The sequence below is a fragment of the Geodermatophilus sp. SYSU D00710 genome (genome assembly GCF_054050195.1).
The window spans coordinates 85,863-106,775 of sequence record NZ_JBJGYX010000011.1; the positions used below are offsets into that span (position 1 = coordinate 85,863).

Annotated in this window: 24 protein-coding genes; 12 read left to right on the forward strand and 12 right to left on the reverse strand. The window is 75.9% G+C overall.

Features of this window, described 5'->3' with window-relative positions; genetic code table 11:
- Window positions 1-118: 118 nt before the first annotated feature.
- The 3 genes from ACI78U_RS07520 to ACI78U_RS07530 all read left to right on the forward strand — a co-directional run bounded on the left by ACI78U_RS07520 (window position 119) and on the right by ACI78U_RS07530 (window position 1,899).
- Window positions 119-601: a cupin domain-containing protein gene (locus ACI78U_RS07520; RefSeq protein WP_456874667.1), complete on the forward strand. Its 483-nt coding sequence runs from the start codon at window positions 119-121 to the stop codon at window positions 599-601.
- Between the two features lie 170 nt (window positions 602-771).
- Window positions 772-1,359, forward strand: coding sequence for an HhH-GPD-type base excision DNA repair protein (locus ACI78U_RS07525; protein ID WP_456874668.1), 588 nt, complete (start codon window positions 772-774; stop codon window positions 1,357-1,359).
- A 225-nt stretch (window positions 1,360-1,584) separates the two neighbouring features.
- Window positions 1,585-1,899 (forward strand): DUF3099 domain-containing protein, encoded by a 315-nt coding sequence (locus ACI78U_RS07530; RefSeq protein ID WP_456874669.1) that lies wholly within the window; start codon window positions 1,585-1,587, stop codon window positions 1,897-1,899.
- Window positions 1,900-1,902: 3 nt separating this feature from the next.
- On the opposite strand, the gene ACI78U_RS07535 is transcribed toward ACI78U_RS07530, so the two are convergent.
- Entirely contained in the window at window positions 1,903-2,787 is an 885-nt protein-coding gene (locus tag ACI78U_RS07535; RefSeq protein ID WP_456874696.1) for a carbohydrate kinase family protein, read from the reverse strand.
- A complete protein-coding gene (locus tag ACI78U_RS07540) occupies window positions 2,784-3,725 on the reverse strand; it encodes a pseudouridine-5'-phosphate glycosidase (RefSeq protein ID WP_456874670.1) in 942 nt (313 codons plus the stop codon). The genes ACI78U_RS07535 and ACI78U_RS07540 overlap by 4 nt, the downstream gene beginning before the upstream one ends.
- Window positions 3,726-3,814: 89 nt before the next feature.
- Here ACI78U_RS07540 and ACI78U_RS07545 point away from each other — a divergent pair, with 89 nt between their 5' ends.
- Entirely contained in the window at window positions 3,815-4,045 is a 231-nt protein-coding gene (locus ACI78U_RS07545) for a DUF3039 domain-containing protein (RefSeq protein WP_456874671.1), read from the forward strand.
- Window positions 4,046-4,116: 71 nt separating this feature from the next.
- On the opposite strand, the gene ACI78U_RS07550 is transcribed toward ACI78U_RS07545, so the two are convergent.
- From ACI78U_RS07550 to ppgK, 5 genes are all read right to left on the reverse strand, one after another.
- The gene (locus ACI78U_RS07550; RefSeq protein WP_456874672.1) at window positions 4,117-5,220 is read right to left on the reverse strand and encodes a YihY/virulence factor BrkB family protein; all 1,104 of its coding nucleotides are present in this window, start codon (window positions 5,218-5,220) and stop codon (window positions 4,117-4,119) included.
- Between the two features lie 101 nt (window positions 5,221-5,321).
- Window positions 5,322-7,742, reverse strand: a complete 2,421-nt coding sequence (locus ACI78U_RS07555) for a VanW family protein (protein WP_456874673.1) — start codon at window positions 7,740-7,742, stop codon at window positions 5,322-5,324.
- A gap of 143 nt (window positions 7,743-7,885) precedes the next feature.
- Window positions 7,886-8,110, reverse strand: a complete 225-nt coding sequence (locus tag ACI78U_RS07560) for a DUF7455 domain-containing protein (RefSeq protein ID WP_456874674.1) — start codon at window positions 8,108-8,110, stop codon at window positions 7,886-7,888.
- A gap of 479 nt (window positions 8,111-8,589) precedes the next feature.
- Complete coding sequence (locus tag ACI78U_RS07565) at window positions 8,590-9,963, reverse strand: RNA polymerase sigma factor (RefSeq protein ID WP_456874675.1); 1,374 nt, start codon at window positions 9,961-9,963, stop codon at window positions 8,590-8,592.
- A gap of 255 nt (window positions 9,964-10,218) precedes the next feature.
- Entirely contained in the window at window positions 10,219-10,962 is a 744-nt protein-coding gene (gene ppgK / locus ACI78U_RS07570; RefSeq protein WP_456874676.1) for a polyphosphate--glucose phosphotransferase, read from the reverse strand.
- A gap of 60 nt (window positions 10,963-11,022) precedes the next feature.
- On the opposite strand from ppgK, the gene ACI78U_RS07575 reads away from it, so the two are divergent.
- Complete coding sequence (locus tag ACI78U_RS07575; protein ID WP_456874677.1) at window positions 11,023-11,841, forward strand: inositol monophosphatase family protein; 819 nt, start codon at window positions 11,023-11,025, stop codon at window positions 11,839-11,841.
- 120 nt (window positions 11,842-11,961) lie between these two features.
- Here ACI78U_RS07575 and ACI78U_RS07580 read toward each other — a convergent pair whose 3' ends face one another.
- Both ACI78U_RS07580 and ACI78U_RS07585 read right to left on the reverse strand, forming a co-directional pair.
- Window positions 11,962-12,504: a LytR C-terminal domain-containing protein gene (locus ACI78U_RS07580; protein WP_456874678.1), complete on the reverse strand. Its 543-nt coding sequence runs from the start codon at window positions 12,502-12,504 to the stop codon at window positions 11,962-11,964.
- Window positions 12,505-12,574: 70 nt separating this feature from the next.
- Window positions 12,575-13,618 (reverse strand): phosphotransferase family protein, encoded by a 1,044-nt coding sequence (locus ACI78U_RS07585; RefSeq protein ID WP_456874679.1) that lies wholly within the window; start codon window positions 13,616-13,618, stop codon window positions 12,575-12,577.
- Between the two features lie 294 nt (window positions 13,619-13,912).
- Between ACI78U_RS07585 and ACI78U_RS07590 the strand changes: the two genes are divergently transcribed.
- From ACI78U_RS07590 to ACI78U_RS07620, 7 genes are all read left to right on the forward strand, one after another.
- Complete coding sequence (locus tag ACI78U_RS07590; RefSeq protein WP_075015036.1) at window positions 13,913-14,215, forward strand: DUF4193 domain-containing protein; 303 nt, start codon at window positions 13,913-13,915, stop codon at window positions 14,213-14,215.
- 91 nt (window positions 14,216-14,306) lie between these two features.
- Window positions 14,307-15,212: a hypothetical protein gene (locus ACI78U_RS07595; RefSeq protein ID WP_456874680.1), complete on the forward strand. Its 906-nt coding sequence runs from the start codon at window positions 14,307-14,309 to the stop codon at window positions 15,210-15,212.
- A 22-nt stretch (window positions 15,213-15,234) separates the two neighbouring features.
- Window positions 15,235-15,723, forward strand: a complete 489-nt coding sequence (dut, locus tag ACI78U_RS07600; protein WP_456874681.1) for a dUTP diphosphatase — start codon at window positions 15,235-15,237, stop codon at window positions 15,721-15,723.
- A 1-nt stretch (window position 15,724) separates the two neighbouring features.
- Window positions 15,725-16,504 carry a DUF3710 domain-containing protein gene (locus ACI78U_RS07605; RefSeq protein WP_456874682.1) on the forward strand — a complete coding sequence of 260 codons (780 nt, stop codon included), beginning with the start codon at window positions 15,725-15,727 and terminating at the stop codon, window positions 16,502-16,504.
- Complete coding sequence (locus ACI78U_RS07610; protein WP_456874683.1) at window positions 16,501-17,298, forward strand: alpha/beta hydrolase family protein; 798 nt, start codon at window positions 16,501-16,503, stop codon at window positions 17,296-17,298. The genes ACI78U_RS07605 and ACI78U_RS07610 overlap by 4 nt, the downstream gene beginning before the upstream one ends.
- Before the next feature lie 20 nt (window positions 17,299-17,318).
- The gene (locus ACI78U_RS07615; RefSeq protein WP_456874684.1) at window positions 17,319-17,696 is read left to right on the forward strand and encodes an OB-fold nucleic acid binding domain-containing protein; all 378 of its coding nucleotides are present in this window, start codon (window positions 17,319-17,321) and stop codon (window positions 17,694-17,696) included.
- Window positions 17,697-17,776: 80 nt separating this feature from the next.
- Window positions 17,777-18,562: a DUF3159 domain-containing protein gene (locus tag ACI78U_RS07620; RefSeq protein ID WP_456874685.1), complete on the forward strand. Its 786-nt coding sequence runs from the start codon at window positions 17,777-17,779 to the stop codon at window positions 18,560-18,562.
- On the opposite strand, the gene ACI78U_RS07625 is transcribed toward ACI78U_RS07620, so the two are convergent.
- From ACI78U_RS07625 to ACI78U_RS07635, 3 genes are all read right to left on the reverse strand, one after another.
- Window positions 18,559-19,446, reverse strand: coding sequence for an alpha/beta fold hydrolase (locus tag ACI78U_RS07625; protein WP_456874686.1), 888 nt, complete (start codon window positions 19,444-19,446; stop codon window positions 18,559-18,561). The genes ACI78U_RS07620 and ACI78U_RS07625 overlap by 4 nt on opposite strands.
- 89 nt (window positions 19,447-19,535) lie before the next feature.
- Entirely contained in the window at window positions 19,536-20,201 is a 666-nt protein-coding gene (locus tag ACI78U_RS07630) for a potassium channel family protein (protein ID WP_456874687.1), read from the reverse strand.
- Entirely contained in the window at window positions 20,201-20,911 is a 711-nt protein-coding gene (locus tag ACI78U_RS07635) for a potassium channel family protein (protein ID WP_456874688.1), read from the reverse strand. Before ACI78U_RS07635 ends, ACI78U_RS07630 begins: the two co-directional genes overlap by 1 nt.
- Window positions 20,912-20,913: the final 2 nt, after the last annotated feature.

Below are 20,913 nucleotides of genomic sequence, written 5' to 3' on the forward strand. Positions count from 1 at the left end.
GCGGCACTTCCGGAACGTCAGCGGACACGTTGACGTCGGCTGAGCCGAGCCCTAGCAACACCAGAGGCTGTCCGACGCCGTGGCGAGGGAGCGTCCCCTCGGGATCGGGGAGCGAGGCATGACGGTCAAGGTCCTCCGGGCGGGCGAGGGCGAGCTGCTCGGCGCGCCTGACGGTGCACGCGACCGGTTCCTCCTCGCCGCGGCCGAGACGGACGGTCGCCTCTCGCTCGTCGAGCACCACGCCCCCGCGGGCACGTTGATCGCACCACTGCACCGTCATCGTCGCGAGGACGAGTTCAGCCTCGTGCTCGAGGGCCGCATGGGTGCGGTCTCGGACGGCGAGGAGGTGTTCGCGGAGGTCGGCGACCTGGTGTGGAAGCCGCGCGGTGCCTGGCACACGTTCTGGAACGCGGGCGACCGGCCGGTACGGATCCTCGAGGTGATCTCGCCGGGCGGGCTCGAGGAACTGTTCGACGTGCTCGACCGGCTCGACGCGTTCCCGGACCCGGAGGAGCTGGCCCGACTGGCCGAACCGTACGAGGTGGACCTCGACCTCGAGGGAACGCTGGAGGTCCTCGAGCGGCACGGACTCCGCTTCTGACCGCGAGGTGGGCCGGCCGGGAGCGAGCGCACCGCATCGTCCGCATCGTCCGGCGTCCTCCGGTCGCCCCGGGCGGCGCCGTCGCCGTGCCGGGTCCACCCACCGTCGTGGGTCGCCGGGCGTGCGCAGGCACGTCCTGGGGGTCGCAGCATCGTGCAGGATCTCCGGTCATGCCGACTGTCCGCATCACCCAGGACGCCGCTGCCGACGAGCTGCTCGGCCGCGATCCGCTCGCGCTGCTCCTGGGCATGCTGTTCGACCAGCAGTTCCCGATGGAGCGCGCCTTCGCCGGACCCCGGCTGCTCGCCGACCGCCTGGGCGTGGACACCCTCTCGGCGGCCGCGATCGCCGACGCCGACCCCGACGAGCTGGCCCGGGTCTTCCAGGGGCCGCCCGCCGTGCACCGCTACCCCGGCTCGATGGCCGCCCGCGCCCAGGCGGTCTGCCGGGTGCTGGTCGAGCGCCACGACGGCCGGGCCGACGGCCTGTGGTCCGACGTGCCCGACGGCGCGACCCTGCGGGCGAGGATCGGCGAGCTCCCCGGCTTCGGCGCGCAGAAGGCGAGGATCCTCGTCGCGCTGCTGGGCAAGCAGTACGGCGTGACCCCGCCGGGCTGGCGCGAGGCGGCCGGGCCCTATGGCGAGGAGGGCTCCCGGCGCTCGGTCGCCGACGTCACCGGACCGGAGTCGCTGGCCGAGGTCCGGGCCGCCAAGCAGACAGCGAAGGAGGCCGCGAAGGCCGCCGCGACGACCGGCTGAGCAGCGGCGGGAACCGGCACCCGAACGTCCGCGGAGGTACCTGCACGGCCCCCCGCGCGGTGGCACGATGGAGCGCGGACCGGGGGATCCTCGGGGCCCGGCCGACGGAGGACGGGCTCCCGACCCGCACAGGCGACACCGTGCCGCCTCTGCCCCGATCCGCGAAGGGGATGGGTGCACGTGGCCTCGAGCCAGCAGTCCGCGCGAACCCGCAGGGCCGAGCCGGTGCTGATCACGCAGGCTGAACCGAGCCTGGTGGAGCAGCACGCCGCGCGGAAGAAGCGGTACATCCTGACGATGGCCGTCCGCGCGGTCAGCCTGGTGCTGGCCGCGGCCTTCTACCAGATCCTCTGGCTGGCGATCCTCTTCGCCGTTCTCGGCACCGTGCTGCCCTGGATCGCCGTCGTCATGGCCAACGACCGGCCGCCGAAGAAGAAGCTCGACGCCCACCGCTACGTGCCGCCCCGGCCCGACCGCATCCTCGAGGCCCCGGACCGCGAACGCCGCGTCATCGAGGGCGGCAGGGTCATCGACGGCTGACCCTCACCGCGCCCCCGGCCGCCCCACCACGCCGGCCGCCCGCGCCAGCCCGGCGTCCAGCGCCGCGGCCGGGTCCCCGCCGGGGTCGGCCAGCCACACCGCCAGCAGGCCCGCCGTGAACGCGTCGCCGGCGCCGGTCGTGTCGACGACGTCGGCCGGGTGCGCGGGGCGGTGCACCAGCGCGGCGCCCGACGCCCACAGCGCGCCGTCGGCGCCCAGGGTCACCGCCACCGCGGCGTGCCGCCGTGCGAGCGCCCGGGCGGCGTCGGCCACGTCGGCGCAGCCGGTGAGCAGTCGTGCCTCGTCGGCGTTGGGCAACAGCAGGTCGGCCCCGTCGGTGTCGGCCAGCCAGCGGTCCACCCCGTACGCGGTGAGCGGGCCGGTGGACGCCGGGTCGAGCGAGACCGTGCACCCGGACGCGCGCGCCGCGGCCAGTGCCGCCAGTCCGGCCGCGCGCGGCCGCTCGTCGAGCAGCGTGTAGCCCGACAGGTGCAGGTGGCCGCCGGGCCCGGGCGCCGGGACGTCGTCGGCCCGCAGGTCCAGGTTGGCGCCGCGGTCGGCCAGCATGCTGCGCTGCCCGGCGGGGTCGACCAGGCTGACGATCGTGCCGCTGGCCGCGCCCGGGACGGTGCGCACCGCGAGCGCGACCCCGGCCGCGGCGAGCTCGGCCACCAGGGCGGCCCCCGCCGGGTCGTCGCCCACGCAGCCGGCGAGGACCACCGGGACGCCGAGCGCGGCCAGGTGCGCGGCCACGTTGGCCCCCGCCCCGCCGCCGCGGCTGCGGATGGTCGCCGGCCGGTCGGAGCCGGGCGCGGGCTCCCCGGCGAGCACCACGACGACGTCGGTGGCGAGGTCGCCGACGACGACGACCGGCCGCCCGGTGCTCAGCGCGCCGCCCGGGCGAGCGCGGCGGCGATCCGCCCGGCCAGCTCGGCGTTGCGCACCACCAACCGGACGTTGACCGCCAGCGTCGCGCCCTCGCTGGCCCGGTGCAGGTGGTCGAGGACGAACGGCGTCACCGCCTTGCCGCGCACCCCGGCGGCCTCGGCCGCGGCCAGCGCGTCGGCGATGACCCGGTCGTGCAGCCCCGGGTCGAGCTGCTCACCGGCCGGCAGCGGGTTGGCGACGACGACCGCACCCGGGGTCAGGTCGCGCCGCGCGGCGAGGACGGCGGCGGCCTGCTCGGGGCTGTCGACCGACCAGTCCAGGGCCGAGCCGGAGTCGGCCACGTAGAAGCCGGGGAAGCGGGTCGTCCGGTAGCCGACGACGGTGATCGAGAGGCTCTCCATCCGCTCGAGCGTGGCCGGGACGTCGAGGATCGACTTCACGCCGGCGCAGACCACGGCCAGCGAGGTCCGCGACAGCGCGGTGAGGTCGGCGGACTCGTCGAAGGTCTCGGCCGACTGGCGGTGCACGCCGCCGAGGCCACCGGTGGCGAACACGCCGATCCCGGCCGCCGCGGCCAGCAGCGCGGTGCTCGACACGGTGGTCGCGCCCGACAGCCCCAGCGCCGCGGCCACCGGCAGGTCGCGGACGCCGAGCTTGGCCAGGTCCGGGTCGGCGCAGACGCGGTCGACCTGCGCGGCCGTCAGCCCGACGTGCGGGACGCCGTCGAGGACGGCGATCGTCGCGGGCACCGCGCCGCCGGTGCGCACGGCGGACTCCACCTCGTCGGCGGCGGCCCGGTTGTCCGGGCGGGGGAGGCCGTGGGCGAGCAGCGTGCTCTCGAGGGCCACGACGGGGGCGCCGGCGTCGAGCGCCTCGGCGACCTCGGGGGACAGGACCAGGTCGGTGGGGGCGGCGGCATGACGGGGTTCGGCGCTCACCCTGCCATCATGGGGGGAGGCGGTCAGCGCCCAGCCGCACCCTCGGCCGGTCGACCGCCGGCACCCGTCGCCCAGCCAGGGAGCAGTTCGTGAGCAGCACCGACATCCTCGAGAAGCCCGACGTCCGCGAGGGCGACACCGGCAACGCCAACGAGGTCTTCCACTACGTCCGCAAGAACAAGATCGCCGAGAGTGCGGTCATGGGCACCCTCGTCGAGGCGCTCTGCGGCGAGGTCTTCCCGGTGACCAAGTCCCCGAAGCCGGGCAGCCCCGTCTGCCCCGCCTGCAAGGAGATCTACGAGCAGCTGCGGAAGGACTGACGAAGGACCCTCTCGCCCCCCGACCCTCGCTCCGCTCGGGCCGGGCCCCTGCGAGGGGCCGTTCCAGCACGTCACCGGAGGCCCAGGCGCCTGGCCTCCGACTCCAGCTCGGCGGCCCGCCGGCGCTTCGCCCGGCGGGTGTGCCGGCGCAGCGGCGCCGGCCAGCGCTCCTGGATGCCGGCGTTGAGCTCGGCGCCGAGCAGCACGGCCATGCCGAAGAAGAACAGGAACAGCAGCGCCGCGATCGGGGTGGCCAGCGCTCCGTAGGGCAGGGCGGCGACCAGGATGTCGGACACGTAGAGCCGCAGCAGGGTCGCGGCCACCATGAAGAAGCCGACGGCCAGCAGCGTGCCCGGCAGGTGCCGCCGCCAGGGCAGCCGCCGGGGCAGGACCACGTGGTAGAAGCTGGTCAGCGCGAGCAGCAGGCCCACGACCACCAGCGGCCAGTAGACGGCGTTGACCAGCATGGTGGCGGTGTCCTGCCACTCGGCCGGCAGCAATCCGACCAGCACCCCCCGGCCGAGCACCAGCAGCGGCAGCATGAGCACCGCCAGCACCAGGCCGACGACGAACAGCCACAGCGCCATGAGCCGGGTGGCGATCGGCCCGCGGACGTCGCGCTGGTCGTAGGCGATCACGATCGTGTTCATGAACGTCGCGGTCGCCGAGGAGCCGGCCCAGAGGGTGAGCAGGAAGCCGAGGCTGACGACGTCGAGCCGCCCGGAGGTCAGGATGTCGGAGAGCGTGGGCCGCACCAGCGTGTCGACGACGTCGGCGGTGAGCACCTCGCTGGAGGCGTCGACCAGCGTGTCCTCGATGGTCTGCACCGCCTCGGCGCCGATCCAGTCGCCGAGGTAGCCCAGCGACCCGAGCAGCGCGATGAGCAGCGGTGGCACCGAGAGGATCTGCCAGAACGCGGCCTCGCCGGACAGCCCCAGGATCCGGTCCTGCCACGCCTTGGCCACCGTGCGGCCGAGCACCTGCAGCGGCACCCGGACCACGGCCGGCCAGTGGTCGAGCCGTCCCGGCGCGGGCGGGTCGGCGGGTCCGGTCCCCGGGGCGGCCGGGACCGCGGAGCCGGCGGGGGCGGCGACGGCGTCCGGTGCGGGAACGGCGCGGCCGTCCCCGGCCGGCCCGCCGGTGCGGGGCGGCCCGCCGGCCCGCACGGTGCTCACCCGGCCAGTGTGCACGCCCGGGTGGCCCGGCCGCTGCCGCCGGGCAGCGGCCGGGAGCGGTGTCCCCCGGTCGGACGAGGCCGGAGCCGGGGTCGGCGGGGTCAGGCCGTGGGCTCGGCGGGCGGCGTCGCGGCGTCCGGCGCGGGCGGGACGGGCGCCGGGTCGGTCGGCGGCGGGGCCACGCACCGGATGACCGCCTCGGCGGCGTAGGACGTCTCGAAGGTCTCCCGGCGCACCTCGGCGCCCGACTGCAGGTCGCGGAAGACCCGGGTCACCGTGACGTCGAAGCCCTGCGCGCCGCCCTGCGGGATGCAGTTGCCGTCGTCGACCTTCTCCTGCACGGCCGGCGTGCGGACGTTGCGCCGCGCACCCTCGAGCGCCTCGATCTCGTAGCGCTTGGTCCCGTAGAAGGTGACCGTGATCGACCCGCCGGAGGCACCGGGGGTCCACTGCGTGTCGACGTAGATCCCGGTGTCGGTGTCGTTGCGCCACTGCAGGTCGATCTGGCCCTCGTACACCGTGGCCTCGCGACCGGCGGGGTAGCGGCTGATGTAGAAGCTGTGCGGCTTGTGGAAGACGTCCTCGAGGCCGGCGAAGAAGACCGCGTTGAACATCGTGGTGGCGAACTGGCTGATCCCGCCGCCCACGGCGGTCGACAGCTCGCCGCCGCTGATCACGTTGGCCGGCACGTAGCCCTGCGCGGTGCCGCGCGGGCCGGTGTACCCGTTGAGACTGAACGTCTCGCCCGGCAGCACCAGGGCGCCGTCGACCTCCGCCGCCACCGTGCGGATGTTGGTGGCGCTGGCGTTGTTCGTCGTCGTGGTCGTGAAGGAGCTGACCTCCTCCCGGATGCCCAGCGCCTCGGCCTCCTGGGTGGTGAGGTCGGCCGGGACGGCGCCGAGCTCGGCGGTGACCGTCCGCGGCGCGGGGTCGGGCAGCACCTCGAGCAGCTGGCCGGCCAGGGCGTCCGGGTCGACGCCGGTGCCGTCGACCGAGGGGACGACGCGCACGGTCTCGCCGGTGATCTCGAAGCGGGCGTCCTGGGCCGGGGTGCCGAAGGCCGCGAAGTCCTCGCCCATCGCCGTCTGCAGCGCGGCGGGGTCGACGGCGACGGCGAGCTCGCCGCTGTCCTGCGGGGTGAAGGTCAGCGACGCCGCGATGGCCTCGGCCGGGATCTCCACCGAGGTGGCGCCGTCCTGGCTGGTCACGGTGACCGGGGCGGCCAGCGCGGGGGTGACCGTCTCGTCGAGGACCCGTTGCGCCTCCTCGGCGCCGACCCGGACCGGGGTGACGTCGACCGGCAGCTCGATCGGGGTCTGCGGGTCGCCGCCGGAGGCCAGTGCCGCGGTGATCGCGTCGGCGGCGCCCTCGCGGTCGAGCGTGCGCCCGTCGACCGGCTGGACCACCGACGGCGTGGTGCCCTCGAGGGTGACGGTGGCGTCGACCGGCGCGCGGTCGACCTGGGTGGCGATGGTGTCGACCTGCGCGGCCAGCGAGGTCTCCTCGGCGGTGACCACCGGGGTGACCTCGCGCTCGTCGACGAGCGACACCAGGCGTGTCCACGGGTTCAGCGGCTGGTCGCCGGCGGCGTCGACGGTCGCGTCGACGTCGAGGGCGATCCCGGCGGTGGCGGGGGAGAGGGTGGTCTCGACGTCGTCGGCGACGACGACGTGGTCGGCCGCGACCCGCGGCGCGAGCTGTTCCTCGAGCTCGGTGGCCGCCGCGGCGCGCGACAGGCCGCCGATCTCCACGCCGGCGACGACGGTGTTGCGGGGGACGTCGTCCCCGGCCACCAGCAGGTCGACGCCGTAGCCGGCGCCGAGCACGGCGAGCAGGCCGGCGGGGACGAGCGCGGCGGGACGGCGCCACCAGGGACGGCGCGGGCGGCTCGGGCCGGCCGGGGGTGCGGGCGGCCCGCCGGCGTCGCCGGCAGTCCCGGTGGGCGTGGGTGACACCGGGGCGGGGGCGGGAGGCGGGCCGGCCGGCACCGCGGCTCCGGACAGCGTGACGGTGTCGGAGAGGTCGGTGTCCGCGGGCTCGGTGCCGGACGGTGCGGTGCCGGACGGTGCGGTGCCGGACGGTGCGGTGCCGGACGGTGCGGTGCCGGACGGTGCGGTGCCGGACGGTGCGGCCGGGACCGGTCCGGCGAGGTCGACCGGCTCGGTGGCGTGCGACGCGTCGGCGTCGGTGCCGGCGTCGGCGGCGGGGCCGCCGGTCAGCGTGACCGTGTCGTCCACCGGGTCGGGCGCGGGGGTCTCGCCGCCGGCGTCGTCCGCGGCCGGAGGGGCCGGTGCGGCGACCGGGCCCGCGTCCTCGGCGGAGGCGAGCGCGGCATCCCCGGCTGCGGGCTCCCCGGCCGTGTCGGCGGGGGCGGCGGCCGCGGGAGGCGCCGGCGGGAGAGGGGTGTCCGGACCGACCGGCCCGCGGTCGCGCGGGACCGGCCGGGTGTCGTCGGAGAAGCCGCCGGTCTCGGTGGTCTCCGGCGCGGTGGCCTCGGGGGCGGGGGCAGGGTGCTGCGGCATCGGGGGTTCCTCGGGTCGCCGTCGACCGGGGGTCCCCGGGAACGACGGAGCCGCCGGGTCCCCGTACGCGCGAGGCGATACGGGGACGCCGGCGGCGGCGTCGGGTGAGGGCTTCATCGCTGGGAGCGACGATAGCGCCTCCGTCAGTTCGTGAGGCGCTGCTCGCCGTCGGTCTCGATGATGTCGACGGCGATGTCGCGGAGCTTGGACTCGTACTCGCGAGCGTGGTGCCCGCAGAAGACGAGGTCGCTACCGCTGGCGAGCACGACACGCACCTTGGCCAGTGCGCCGCACCGGTCGCAGTGGAAGGGCACGACCAGGTCGTCGGCGGCGGGGGTCGTCGTCAGCGTCTGGGTCATCTGGGTCATCACTCGCTCTCTACCGCACGGACCCGCGGCTGCGGATCGGCCTCCTGCACAGCGCCAGGATGGATCCTCCTGTTCCCGTGCCTCCCGTCACGGCGGCCGACTCGCCGGTCGTGGTGAGCCGGTGGCCGCTGGGACTGGTGGGGGGGTTCAGCAGGGACGTCACTGGGTGGTGCTGGTCTGTCAGTTCGTGGTGCTGGTGGTGCCGGTGCGCCGGATGGCTTCCGGCTGCCGTGGGTCCGCTGCTGTCTCGACGTCCTCCACGCTACGCCGTCTACCCGGCCGGTGCCGCGGTACACCGCGTCGTCCGCCCGGCAGGGTGAGATCGTGACCATCCCGCAACGCGGCCGGAACACACACCGGCACGACGACGACCCCCGACCGCTGGGGTCGGGGGTCGTCCGGGTGACGTGCTGGAACAGCCTCCTCGCAGGGGCCCGGCCCGAGCGGAGCGAGGGCCGGGGGGCGAGGAGGTCCTTCGCCTAGTCCAGGTAGTCGCGCAGCACCTGGGAGCGGCTGGGGTGGCGCAGCTTCGACATCGTCTTGGACTCGATCTGGCGGATCCGCTCGCGGGTCACGCCGTAGACCTGGCCGATCTCGTCGAGCGTGCGCGGCTGACCGTCGGTGAGGCCGAACCGCAGCCGGACGACGCCGGCCTCCCGCTCGGAGAGGGTCTGCAGCACGCTGGTCAACTGGTCCTGCATCAGGGTGAAGCTGACCGCGTCGACCGCGACGACCGCCTCGGAGTCCTCGATGAAGTCACCGAGCTGGCTGTCGCCCTCGTCGCCGATGGTCTGGTCGAGGCTGATCGGCTCCCGGGCGTACTGCTGGATCTCCAGCACCTTGTCCGGGGTGATGTCCATCTCCTTGGCCAGCTCCTCCGGGGTGGGCTCGCGGCCCAGGTCCTGGAGCAGCTCGCGCTGGATGCGGCCGAGCTTGTTGATGACCTCGACCATGTGCACCGGGATGCGGATGGTGCGGGCCTGGTCGGCCATGGCGCGGGTGATCGCCTGCCGGATCCACCAGGTGGCGTACGTGGAGAACTTGTAGCCCTTGGTGTAGTCGAACTTCTCGACGGCGCGGATGAGGCCGAGGTTGCCCTCCTGGATGAGGTCCAGGAACGCCATGCCGCGGCCGGTGTAGCGCTTGGCGAGGGAGACCACCAGGCGGAGGTTGGCCTCCAGCAGGTGGTTCTTGGCACGCTCGCCGTCACGGATGATCCAGTTGAGGTCACGGCGCATCTGCGGGGAGAGCTTCTGGCCCTCCTCCTCGACCTGGCGCATCCGCTCGGCGGCGTAGAGGCCGGCCTCGATGCGCTTGGCGAGGTCGACCTCCTCCTCGGCGTTGAGGAGGGCGACCTTGCCGATCTGCTTGAGGTAGGCGCGGACCGAGTCGGCCGAGGCGGTGAGCTCGGCGTCCTTGCGGGCCTGCCGGAGCGCCTCGGACTCCTCCTCGTCGTCCCACTCGAAGTCGCCGCCCTCGGCGGCGGCCTCCTCGGCGGCGGGGACCTCGGCGGGCTCGGCGCCGTCCGGACCGGCGACCACCGTCTCGTCGAGGGTGAGGCCCTCGGCGCCGGCGTCGATCACCGCGACGGCGGAGTCGTCGGTGGCGACCGCGGTCAGCACGGTGCCCTCACCGGCGCCCGGGGAGGGGCTGATGCTCGGCTTGGCAGCGCTCTTGGTGCTCGTCGCGGCGGGCTTGGCCGAGGTCCTCTTCCGGGGGGCGGGCTTGGTGGTCCCGCCGTCGGTGACCCCCACGGGGGTGCTGGTCCGGGAGGGCCGGGTGCTCGCGGCCACCGTCCGGGAGCGGGTGCTGCTCGCGGCCTCGGTGTCCGGTGCAGGCTTGTCGGCGGGCACTCAGGGTTCCTTCCCGTGCTCGGTGCGTTCCCCGGGAGCAGTGTGGTTCCCGGGTAGCGGCCCCTGCCGTCGGCCGGTGACCGGGGGCCCCGGGGACCGGCGCGGTGTTTGGCCGCGGGGGGGGAGGGGGGATGACTCCCGGCTGGGTGGTGACGGGCTGGGGCTCCTCCATTGTAACGGCGTGACGCCGTGTGACCAGCGCCTCGAACGGCGCCCGGTCGCCCGGAAGGGTCGGCTCGCGATCCGCGTCCCGGCTCAGGGCTCCAGCCGCTCGGCGGCGGCCAGGGCGGCCCCCACGATGCCCGCGTCGTTCTGCAGCTGCGCCGGCACCACGGGCGTGCGCGTCGACAGCAGCGGCACCCACTTGTGCGCCTTCTTGCTCACGCCGCCGCCGACGATGATCAGGTCCGGCCAGACGCTGCCCTCGAGGACGTCGAGGTAGCGGTCCACCCGCTTGGCCCACTGCGGGTAGCTGAGCTCCTCCCGGTCCTTCGCGGCGGCCGACGCCTTCTTCTCGCCGTCGTGGCCGTCGACCTGGATGTGGCCGAACTCGGTGTTGGGCACCAGGTGGCCGTCGACGAACAGCGCGCTGCCGATGCCGGTGCCGAACGTGAGCAGCAGGACGACGCCCTGCCGGTCGCGGCCGGCGCCGTAGCGCATCTCGGCCAGCCCCGCGGCGTCGGCGTCGTTGAGCGTCTCGACCGTGCCCGGCACCAGCGCGCTCAGCCCGGCGTCGACGTCGGTGCCGATCCAGCCCTTGTCCATGTTGGCCGCGGTGTGCGCCACGCCGCGCTTCATGACGCCGGGGTAGGTGACGCCGATCCGGCCGGTCCAGCCGAAGGACTGCACGATCCCCACGACGACGTCGTAGACGGCCGCCGGCGACGAGGGCTGCGGTGTCTCCACGCGGATGCGCTCCCCGACGAGGGCTCCCTCCTCGAGGTCGACCAGGCACCCCTTGATGCCGCTGCCGCCGATGTCCACGCCGAACCCCTGCACGGCGGCCACAGTAGTGACCGGCGCCGCACGCGGCCGGGGGGCTCGGGCAGGATCGCCCGGGTGAGTGCCCCCGCGTCACCCGTGGCCCTGCTCGACCTGGCCGTCGCCACCGCCCGGGAGGCGGCCGCGCTGGTCACCCGCGAGCGCGGTTCGGCCGCGGCCGCCGTCGACGTCAAGTCCAGCCCCACCGACGTCGTCACCGCCGTCGACACCGCGGCCGAGCGGCTGATCACCGACCGGCTGCTCGGCGCCCGGCCCGGCGACGGCCTGCTCGGGGAGGAGGGCGCCGACCGCGCGGGCACCAGCGGCGTGCGCTGGGTGGTCGACCCGATCGACGGGACGGTCAACTTCCTCTACGGCCTGCGCGGGTACGCGGTGTCGATCGCCGCCCAGGCCGACGGCGTCACCGTGGCCGGGGCGGTCCTCGACGTCCCCACCGGGGACCTGTTCACCGCCACGGCCGGCGGCGGGGCCTTCCTCTCCACGCGCGAGGCGCCCGCGCCGGTGCGACTGTCCGGCAACCGCCCGCGGGAGCTCGGGCAGACGCTCGTGGCCACCGGGTTCGGCTACCGGGTGGAGCAGCGCCGGGCGCAGGGCGCGGTCCTCGCGCAGCTGCTGCCCGAGGTGCGCGACATCCGCCGGTACGGCTGCGCGTCGCTGGACCTCTGCGCCGCGGCGGCCGGGCGGGTGGACGCGTACTACGAGCTGGACCTCAAGCCGTGGGACCACGCCGCCGGCGCGCTGGTCGCCGCCGAGGCGGGCCTGGTGGTCACCGGGCTGCCCGGGCGGCCGTTCGCCGAGCCGATGGCGGTCGCCGTCCCGGAGACCGTGGCCGAGCCGCTGCTGGCGCTGCTCGACCGGCTGCACGACTCCCGGTGACGTGCTGGAACGGCCCCCTTGCAGGCACAAGGACCTCGCCCCTCTCAGCCCTCGCACGCTCGGGCCGAGCCTCCGGGCGAGGCCGACGTGCGGGCGGCGGGGGCAAGGGGGTCCTTCGTCCTACGCCTCCGAGCAGGCGGCCTCGGCGCTGGCGATCGGGCTGAGGGTCGCGGCGACCTGCTCCGGTGTCGCCAGCTCGGTGAAGTCCGGGCCGATCACCAGGTCGACCTGGGCGGTGGCCCGGGTGTCGAGGAAGGTGCCGGCCCCGGGCAGGAACAGCGCCAGGTAGCGGGCCGACTCGTCGCCGCGGGGACCGTGCCGCACCTCGCCGGTGCCGGTCACCTCGCGGTCGGAGGGGTCGTTGGCGACCTCCTCGACGACGAACCCGCGCCCCTGGAGCTCGGCGGCGACCTCCTGGGCGAGCCCGGCGCGGTCGGTGGCGTTGAAGACGCGCACCGACAGCGTGCTCGGGTCCAACGACGGCGGCGCCGCCTCTGCGGTGGCGCAGGCGGCCTCGTCGGCCTCCGCGCGGTTGCCCTCGTCGGAGAGCACCTTCCACCACACGCCCAGGGCGGCGAGGGCCAGGACGAGCAGGAAGACCAGCGGCGGCACCGGGCGGCGGTCGCGGCGCCGCACCGGAGGGCTGTCGGTGGTGGTGCTCACGCTCGTCCTCCTCGGCGCCCGCCCGGACCGGACCGGCGGGTCGCGCGGAGTCTAGGCGGGGCCGCCGACCTCAGAGGACACCGTCCTCCAGCGCGGCGCGTCCCAGCTCGACGCACGGGTCGATGCGGTCGGCGTACCCGGAGGTGTCCTTGCCCGCCATGGCGCCGGCCGCCGAGCGGGCGACGATGCCGGCGACGATCGCCGCGAACTTGAAGTAGGCGAACCCGACGTACCAGGTGAGATCGCCGAGGTCGAGCCCGCTGCGGTCGGCGTAGCGGTCGGCGACCTCGCGGCGGGTGGGGAACCCGGGCAGCGTCGTCACCGGGCTGAGCACCGGCCGGGTCTCGCCGGCCTCGGGCCAGTAGACGAACAGCATCCCGATGTCGGTGAGCGGGTCGCCCAGTGTCGACATCTCCCAGTCGAGGACCGCACGGATGCCGCCGGGGCGCTCCGGGTCGAGCAGGCAGTTGTCCAGCCGGTAGTCGCCGTGGACGATGCCGTGGCGCTGGGTGGCCGGGACGGTCTCGGCCAGCCGGGCGGCGAGGGCGTCCATCTGCGGGCGGTCGCGGTCACGGGTGGCGTCCCACTGCCTGCTCCAGCGGCGCACCTGCCGGGCGAGGAAGCCCTCCGGCCGGCCGAAGTCGCCCAGCCCGACCGCCTGGTGGTCGACCGAGTGCAGGTCGGCGAGCACGTCGACCAGCCCGTCGCCGATGGCCCGGCGCTGCTCCGGCCGGTCGGCGTAGCCCTCCGGCAGCTCGTTGACCACGTGCAGGCCCACCACCCGCTCCATGACGTAGAACGGCGCGCCCAGGACCCCGGGGTCGGTGCACAGGTGCAGCGTCCGCGGCACCGGGACGTCGGTCGGCCCGAGCGCGCTGATCACCCGGTGCTCGCGCGCCATGTCGTGCGCCGTGGCCAGCACCGCGCCGGTGGGCGGGCGGCGCAGGATCACCGCGTCGTCGGCCGTGCCGCCGGCCGGCGTGACCACGTACGTGAGGTTGGACATGCCGGCGGCGATCAGCTCGATGGTCACCTCGCGCCAGCGCTCGTCGCCCAGGGCGGAGGCCAGGTACGGACCGACGACGGCAGGGTCAGCTCCCACGGCACTCGACACGGGCCGCAGGGTAACCTCCGGCACTCCGCCTCCCGACCCGCCCGCCGGGGCTCCGACCCCGGCCGGGCGCCGCCCGGCGTGTCGACGGCCTCCGGGCGGGCACAAACCGGGGCCGCACGGCGTTGGGGGGCTGCCGGTCCCGCACCGGGACGACCGTCGGGTCGCTCCGGAGCAGGTCCGGACCGTGACCAGCGGCCGTCCCCGTCGGCCGCACAGGACGGTGGCGCACCCCGCCGCCGTCGGACGAAGCGGGCGCGTTCCGCCCGCGAGAACCCCGGAGGAGGGGCACACCCCATGGCCACCGACTACGACGCCCCGCGACGCAACGAGGCCGACGAGCTCGGCGAGGACTCGCTCGAGGAGCTCAAGGCGCGGCGTGCCGAGGCCCAGTCCAGCTCGGTCGACGTCGACGAGACGGACTTCAACGAGAGCCTCGAGCTGCCCGGTGCGGACCTGTCCAACGAGGAGCTGACCGTCCGCGTCCTGCCCAAGCAGGAGGACGAGTTCACCTGCTCGCGGTGCTTCCTCGTGCAGCACCGCAGCCGCCTGGCCGCCACCCGCGGCGGCGAGAACTACTGCCGCGACTGCGCGGCCTGAGCACCTCCGCTCCCGGCCGTTCGCGGGCCCACGGCCGGGCCGGGGACACTGCAGGGGAGGCGCGGCGGGACGCACGGGGAGGGAGCAGCCGATGACCGGGTACAGCGGGCGCACCGGCGCACCCAGGGACGTCCCGCCGCCACGGCCGGTCCAGCGGCCGGCCGACCCCGGCCCCCCGGAGGACGGCCCGGCCTGGCTGGACGCCGACACCGGCCTGGGCCGCGCTGCCCGCGCACTGGCCGACGCCGTCTCCGGCCTGCTCGGCGGGACCGACGACGACACCGCTGCCCCTGACGGCTCCCGGCGGTCGGCCGCCGGCCTGCTGCGCGACGTCGTCGGCGCCCTCTCCGCCGCGGCCACCCGCCGCGGGGACCCGCCCGGCAGCACGGCTCCGGCCGGGGACGACGGCGACCGCGGCCTCGGCCCGGTCCTGGGCGAGCTGCTCGCCACCGCCGCGCCCCGGTTGCCCATCCGCGACGCCGCCCGGTTGCGCGCGGCCCACCCCGGGCGCACCGACGAGGAGATCGCCGACGCGCTGACCACCCGGGCGGCCCGGCTGACCACCGCCGTGGGGGCGGCCACCGGCGGGCTGTTCGCGGCGCAGTGGCTCGCTCCCGCCTCGCTGGTCGCCCTGCCGCTGGAGCTGGGCGCCGAGACGCTGCTGACCGCCGGCGTCGAGGTGGTGCTGATCGGCGAGCTGCACGAGCTCCACGGGCGGCCCGCCGTCGGCACCGACCGCGAGCGGGCCGCCGCCTACCTCGCGAGCTGGACCTCGCAGCGCGCCGTCGAGGACGGCGAGCGCCAGGGCATGGGCGTGGTGCTCGGCACGGCGGGGCTGCGGACGCTCAGCCGCCAGCTCACCCGCCGGCTGGCGCGCAACCTCGGGGCGGCCGCACCCCTCCTGATCGGCGCCGCGATCGGGGGCCGCGGCAACCTCAAGGCCACGGAGAACCTGGCCCGGCGCGTCCGGGCCGACCTGCGGCGGCACCGGGCCTGAGCCCGCGATTACTGTCGCGGTCGTGGTCCAGCCCCCCGCCGTGCCCCCCGCCGTCGACGTCCCGGTGCGGCTGACCGCGCCCGGCGCGACGCCGCCGCACTACGCCCTGCCCGGCGACGCGGGGGCCGACCTCACCCTCACCGACGACGTCGAGCTCGCCCCGCTCCAGCGGGCGCTGGTGGGCACCGGCGTGGCCGTGGCGATCCCCGAGGGCTACGCCGGATTCGTGCACCCGCGCTCGGGCCTGGCCGCGCGGCACGGGCTGAGCCTGGTCAACGCGCCGGGCACCATCGACGCCGGCTACCGCGGTGAGATCAAGGTCAACCTGGTCAACCTCGACCCGGACACGACGGTGACCCTGCGGCGCGGCGAGCGGGTGGCCCAGCTGGTGGTGCAGCCGGTGGTGCGGGCCCGCTTCCTGCCGGTCGACGAGCTGCCGGCCAGCATCCGCGGCGAGGGCGGCCACGGGTCCACCGGCCGCGCCGCCCGGCCGGTGGCAGAGGAGGCCTGAGATGCCCTTCGGACGACGGCGCAACCGCATCGACCGCAGCCTGCGCGAGCGCGGCGTGCCGCCCGAGCCCCAGCACCGTGAGCGGGAGGTCGAGGAGACCACCGGCCCCTACGACCTCGCCGACGCCCCCGACGACGGCCGGCCCCGGGTCGACCTCGGTGCGCTGCGGCTGCCCGCCGTCCCGGGCACCGAGCTGCGGGTCGACCTCAACCAGCAGCAGAAGGTCGTCGGCGCGACGCTGCGCCACGGCGACTCGCTGCTGCAGGTCTCGGCCTTCGCCGCACCCCGGGCCGCCGGCATCTGGGACGACGTCCGCGCCGACCTCGCCACGAGCGCGTCGGGCCAGGGCGGGCGGCTCACCGAGGTCGAGGGCCCGTTCGGCCCCGAGCTGGCCGGCACCGTCCTCGTCACGCCGCCCCCGCAGCCGGGCGGTCCACCGCCCAAGCCGCAGCGGCGGGCGGCCCGCTTCCTGGGCGTCGACGGCCCGCGCTGGTTCCTGCGCGGGATGATCAGCGGCCCGGCCGCCGAGGACCCCGACGCGGCCGCGCTCCTCGAGGACGCCTTCCGCCAGATCGTCGTCGTCCGCGGCACCGATCCGATGCCGGTGCGCGAGCAGCTGCCGCTCACCCTGCCGCCGCAGGCCGCCGCGCAGCTCGCCCGCCAGCAGCAGGCGGCCCAGCAGCAGGCAGCCCAGCGGCCCGGAGCGCCGCGGCCGGCAGCGCCCCGGCCGGCGCCGCAGGGCGGCCCGCCGCAGCCGCCGGCTCCCGGCCCGGCCGCGTGAGCCCGCGGACGATCCCCTACGGGTCGCACCCGGACCAGTTCCTCGAGCTGACGCTGCCGGCTGCCGCGGACGACCCGGCGCCCGTCGCCGTCGTCCTGCACGGCGGCTTCTGGCGCGCGGCGTACGGCGTCGAGCTGGCCCGCCCGCTGGCCGCCGACCTCGCCGCGGCGGGCTGGGCGGCGGTCGCCGTCGAGTACCGGCGGGTGGGCGCGGGCGGCGGCTGGCCGGCCACGCTGGAGGACGTCGCCGCCGCACTCGACGCGCTGGCCGACCTGGCCCCGAGCGACCGGCTCGACCTCGCCGACGTGACCGTCGTCGGCCACTCGGCCGGCGGGCACCTCGCCGCCTGGGCCGCCGGGCGCGGGCGGCTCCCCGACGGCGCGCCGGGCGCGCGGCCGCGGGTGCGGGTGACCGCGGCGGTGCTGCAGGCGGGGGTGGTCGACCTGGACCGGGCCGCGGAGCGGTCGCTGGGCCGCCGGGCGGCGCAGGAGTTCCTCGGCGGCGAGCCCGGGGAGGTGCCCGGCCGCTACGCCGCCGCCGACCCCGTGCGGCTGCTGCCCACCGGCGCCGACGTCCTGTGCGTGCACGGCACCGACGACGACGTCGTGCCACCCGAGCAGAGCGAGCGCTACGCGGCGGCGGCGACGGCGGCCGGCGACCGGGTGCAGGTGCGCCTGGTGGCAGGCGGTCACCTCGAGCCGATCGACCCGGCCGGGGAGGCGTGGGCGGTGGTCCGCGCGTGGCTCGAGCAGCGCCGCGACGACCCGGGCGACGGCCGACGTCCGAGCCCCTGATGCCGGATTACGCTGGACACGTGACACAGACGCGTCCCGGCGGCTGGCTCGCGCGCACCCTGCAGCGGCTGACCGCCGACGACTCCACGATCGACGCGCTGGAGCTGCGCGCCGAGACCGACCGCGCCGGCTGCGAGCTGGTCAGCGCCTGCCGCAAGGGAGCCGTGGTCACCGTGACCGGCCGGCTCAAGTCGGTCGTCTACACCCCGCGCGAGACCGTCCCCACCCTGGAGGCCGAGCTGTTCGACGGCTCGGGCTCGGTCACCCTCGTGTGGCTCGGCCGCCGGCGCATCCCGGGCATCGAGCCCGGGCGGTCGCTGACCGCGCGCGGACGCTTCGCCTCCTTCGACGGGCGCAAGGTCATCTACAACCCCTGGTACGAGCTGAGCGCGGGGTGACGGCGCCGGCCCACGACGACGGCCGGCGTGAGCCCGGGGGACCAGCAGCGCAGGAGGAGACCGGGGACGACGGCCCGGCCGTGACCTTCGACCGCCACCTCGTGCTCGAGCAGCTCGGTGGCTGGCGCGGGATGGTCGACGCGTCCCTGCCGACCGTGGCGTTCATCGTCGCCAACGCGATCGGTGGCCTGCGCACCGGTGTGTGGTTCGCGATCGGCGCCGCCGTCCTGGTGCTGGTCTTCCGCCTGGTCCGCCGCGAGAGCGTGCAGCAGGCGTTCAGCGGCCTGTTCGGCGTGGCGATCGCCGTCGCGATCGCGGCCGCGTCCGGGCAGGCCCGCAACTACTTCGTGCCCGGGATCATCCGCAACGCCGTCATCGGCGTCGTCCTGCTGGGGTCGGTGCCGCTGCGCTGGCCGCTGGTCGGCGTCCTCGCCGAGTTCCTCGCCCCGAGCCACCTGGGCTCCATGGCCGCGCACTCCCTGCCCGGGCTGCGGCGGCGGGTCGGCACCGCCCGGGCCCGGCTGCAGCACCGGCCGGCGCCCGACCCGGAGTCCGGGCCGGAGCCCGGCTCCGCGGCCGGGCAGCGCCCGACCGACCCCGCGCCCGAGCGGCACTGGCGCGACGACCCCCGCGTGGTCCGCGCCTACGGCTGGCTGACCGTGCTGTGGGCGCTGACCTTCCTGCTGCGGGTCGCGGTGCAGACGCCGCTGTACCTCGCCAACGAGGAGGACCTGCTCGGCGTCGCCTCACTCGTGCTCGGCCTGCCGGTGACCGCGGCGGCGCTCGCGGTCACCCTGTGGGTGGTCGCCCGCCTGCACCGGCACCGCGTGGAGGACGGAGCCGGACCGCCGCCGGACACCGCCTAGGCCCAGCGGCGGATGAACTCCACGGTCGCGGCGTCGACGGCCGCGGGGTCGGAGGCGCTGAGGAAGTGCCGGCCGCCCTCGACGACGCGCAGCTCGGCGTGCGGGCTGTTGACGAACCGGCGGATCCCGTCCTCGGCGTTGGCGACGGAGTAGACCGGATCGGCGGTGCCGTGCATCCACAGGACGGGGCAGCGCACCCCGTCGAGGCGGCCGTGCAGCCCGTCGCGGTCGCGCAGGTTCACCGAGCTGAGCCGGAGCCGTTCGCGCCCGGCGTCGCCGGCGTAGTTCTCCCGGTGTCGGGCGTGCCAGAACGCGCGCTCGTCGTCCGGCACGTCCTCCCCGAGGCCCTCCGCGAGGACGGCGTCGACGAGCTCGGCCGGGACCACCCAGTCCTCCCCGACGCTCCCGGCGAGGGCGTCGATGGCCGGCGGGCAGAAGCCGACGCCGTCCCAGCAGCCGAGGTCCCGGCTGCGCCGGCTCTCGGCGTCCATCGACGTGCCGAGGAGGACGATGCCCGTGATCCGGTCGGGCGCGAGCACCGCCATGCGCGCGGCCACCCAGCCGCCCTGCGAGGTGCCCAGGACGAACACCTCGGGGATGCCGAGCGCGTCGAGGGCCTGCAGGTCGGCGATGGCCGAGTCCCAGTAGGTGAACTGTGCCCAGGATGCGCGGGTCCGGCCGTGGCCGTACGGCTCGAGCGCGATCAGGTTGGCGGTGCCCGCGAGCTCGTCGTCGGCGAACTGGGGCCGGTAGAGGTCCGCGTCGGTGGTGAACGAGTTGACCAGGACCAGCGTCGGCAGCGACGGGTCGTGGGGTCGGGCCGCCCGGTGGCCGATCTCCGAGCCGCCCAGGTGGGGCACCGACACGGTCCGGGTGTCGCTCATGGGACCCCCCTCGTCGGGGACCGGGCGGCCGGTGGCCGCGGCCCGCGCCATCGTCGCCGCGGGTCCCGGCGCAGGTCAACCGCGCGGGGTCACACCATGTGGGGGGAGAGCACCTGCTGCAGCTGCTCCTCGACGTCGGCGTGGGTGATGAACAGCAGCTCGTCGCCGACCTCGAGCGGCTCGTCGGGGCTCGGCGTGATGACCCGGTCGCCGCGCAGCAGGGCGGTGAGCACCGTCTCGCGGGGCAGCGGCACCTCGCCCAGCGGCCGGCCGGCCCACGGGGTGTCCTCGGCGAGGGTGATCTCCACCAGCGTCGCCGCGCCCTTGCGGAAGCTCATCAGCCGGACGACGTCGCCGACGGTCACCGCCTCCTCGACCAGCGCGGCGAGCACCCGCGGCGTGGAGACGGCGACGTCGACGCCCCAGGCCTCGGTGTAGAGCCACTCGTTGCGCGGGTCCTTGACCCGGGCCACGACGCGGTTGACGGCGAACTCGGTCTTGGCCAGCAGCGAGACGACGAGGTTGGCCTTGTCGTCACCGGTGGCCGCGACGACCACGTCGCAGGTGGCCAGCTGCGCCTCCTCGAGGGAGGACACCTCGCAGGCGTCGGCCTGCACCCACTCCGCGCCGGGCACCGAGCGGGTGCGGACCTTGCGGCCGTCCTTCTCGATGAGCATCACGGTGTGCCCGTTGGACAGCAGCTCCCCGGCGATCGACCGGCCGACCGCGCCGGCCCCCACGATGGCGACCCGCATCAGACCCTGCCTCCCTCGGGGTGCTCGACGGCCTGGTGCACGCGGTCGGAGATCTGGTCGGTGGCGGCGACCACGAGCTGGTCGCCGTCCTGCAGGACGGTGTTGGCCGTGAGCAGCTGCGACTCGCCGAAGCGGACCAGCCAGGCGGCCCGGGCGCCGCAGGCGGCCTCCAGCTCGGCGACCTTGCGGCCCACCCAGCCGTCGGTGACGGTCACCCGCATCAGCAGCACCTTGCCGGTGGGCTCGCGCCAGATCTCGCTGACCTTGACCGACAGCAGCTCGCGCATGAGCCGGTTCACCGTCCAGGGCACCGTGGCCACGCTCGGGATGCCCATGCGCTCGTACACCTCGGCCCGCTTGGAGTCGTAGATCCGGGCGACGACGTGCTGGACGCCGAAGGTCTCCCGGGCGACGCGGGCGCTGATGATGTTGGAGTTGTCCCCGCTGCTCACCGCGGCGAAGGCCCCGGCCGAGTCGATGCCGGCGTCGAGGAGCACCTGCCGGTCGAAGCCCAGGCCGGTCACCTGGCGGCCGCTGAACTCCGGGCCCAGCCGGCGGAACGCCTCGGGGTCCTGGTCGATGACCGCGACACTGTGACCGATCTTCTCCAGCCGCCGCGCGATCGCCGAGCCGACACGGCCGCAGCCCATGACGACCACGTGCACGTGTCGCTCCTGCCACTCGCTCGCGGGCGCCGTCCGCCCGCTCACCG

Bases quoted from the DNA above. Each gene is read 5' to 3' on its own strand.
- ACI78U_RS07520 (WP_456874667.1), top strand. From the start codon at position 119: ATGACGGTCAAGGTCCTCCGGGCGGGCGAGGGCGAGCTGCTCGGCGCG.
- ACI78U_RS07525 (WP_456874668.1), top strand. From the start codon at position 772: ATGCCGACTGTCCGCATCACCCAGGACGCCGCTGCCGACGAGCTGCTC.
- ACI78U_RS07555 (WP_456874673.1), bottom strand. From the start codon at position 7,742: ATGCCGCAGCACCCTGCCCCCGCCCCCGAGGCCACCGCGCCGGAGACC.
- ACI78U_RS07560 (WP_456874674.1), bottom strand. From the start codon at position 8,110: ATGACCCAGATGACCCAGACGCTGACGACGACCCCCGCCGCCGACGAC.
- ACI78U_RS07590 (WP_075015036.1), top strand. From the start codon at position 13,913: ATGGCCACCGACTACGACGCCCCGCGACGCAACGAGGCCGACGAGCTC.
- ACI78U_RS07595 (WP_456874680.1), top strand. From the start codon at position 14,307: ATGACCGGGTACAGCGGGCGCACCGGCGCACCCAGGGACGTCCCGCCG.
- ACI78U_RS07605 (WP_456874682.1), top strand. From the start codon at position 15,725: ATGCCCTTCGGACGACGGCGCAACCGCATCGACCGCAGCCTGCGCGAG.
- ACI78U_RS07625 (WP_456874686.1), bottom strand. From the start codon at position 19,446: ATGAGCGACACCCGGACCGTGTCGGTGCCCCACCTGGGCGGCTCGGAG.
- ACI78U_RS07630 (WP_456874687.1), bottom strand. From the start codon at position 20,201: ATGCGGGTCGCCATCGTGGGGGCCGGCGCGGTCGGCCGGTCGATCGCC.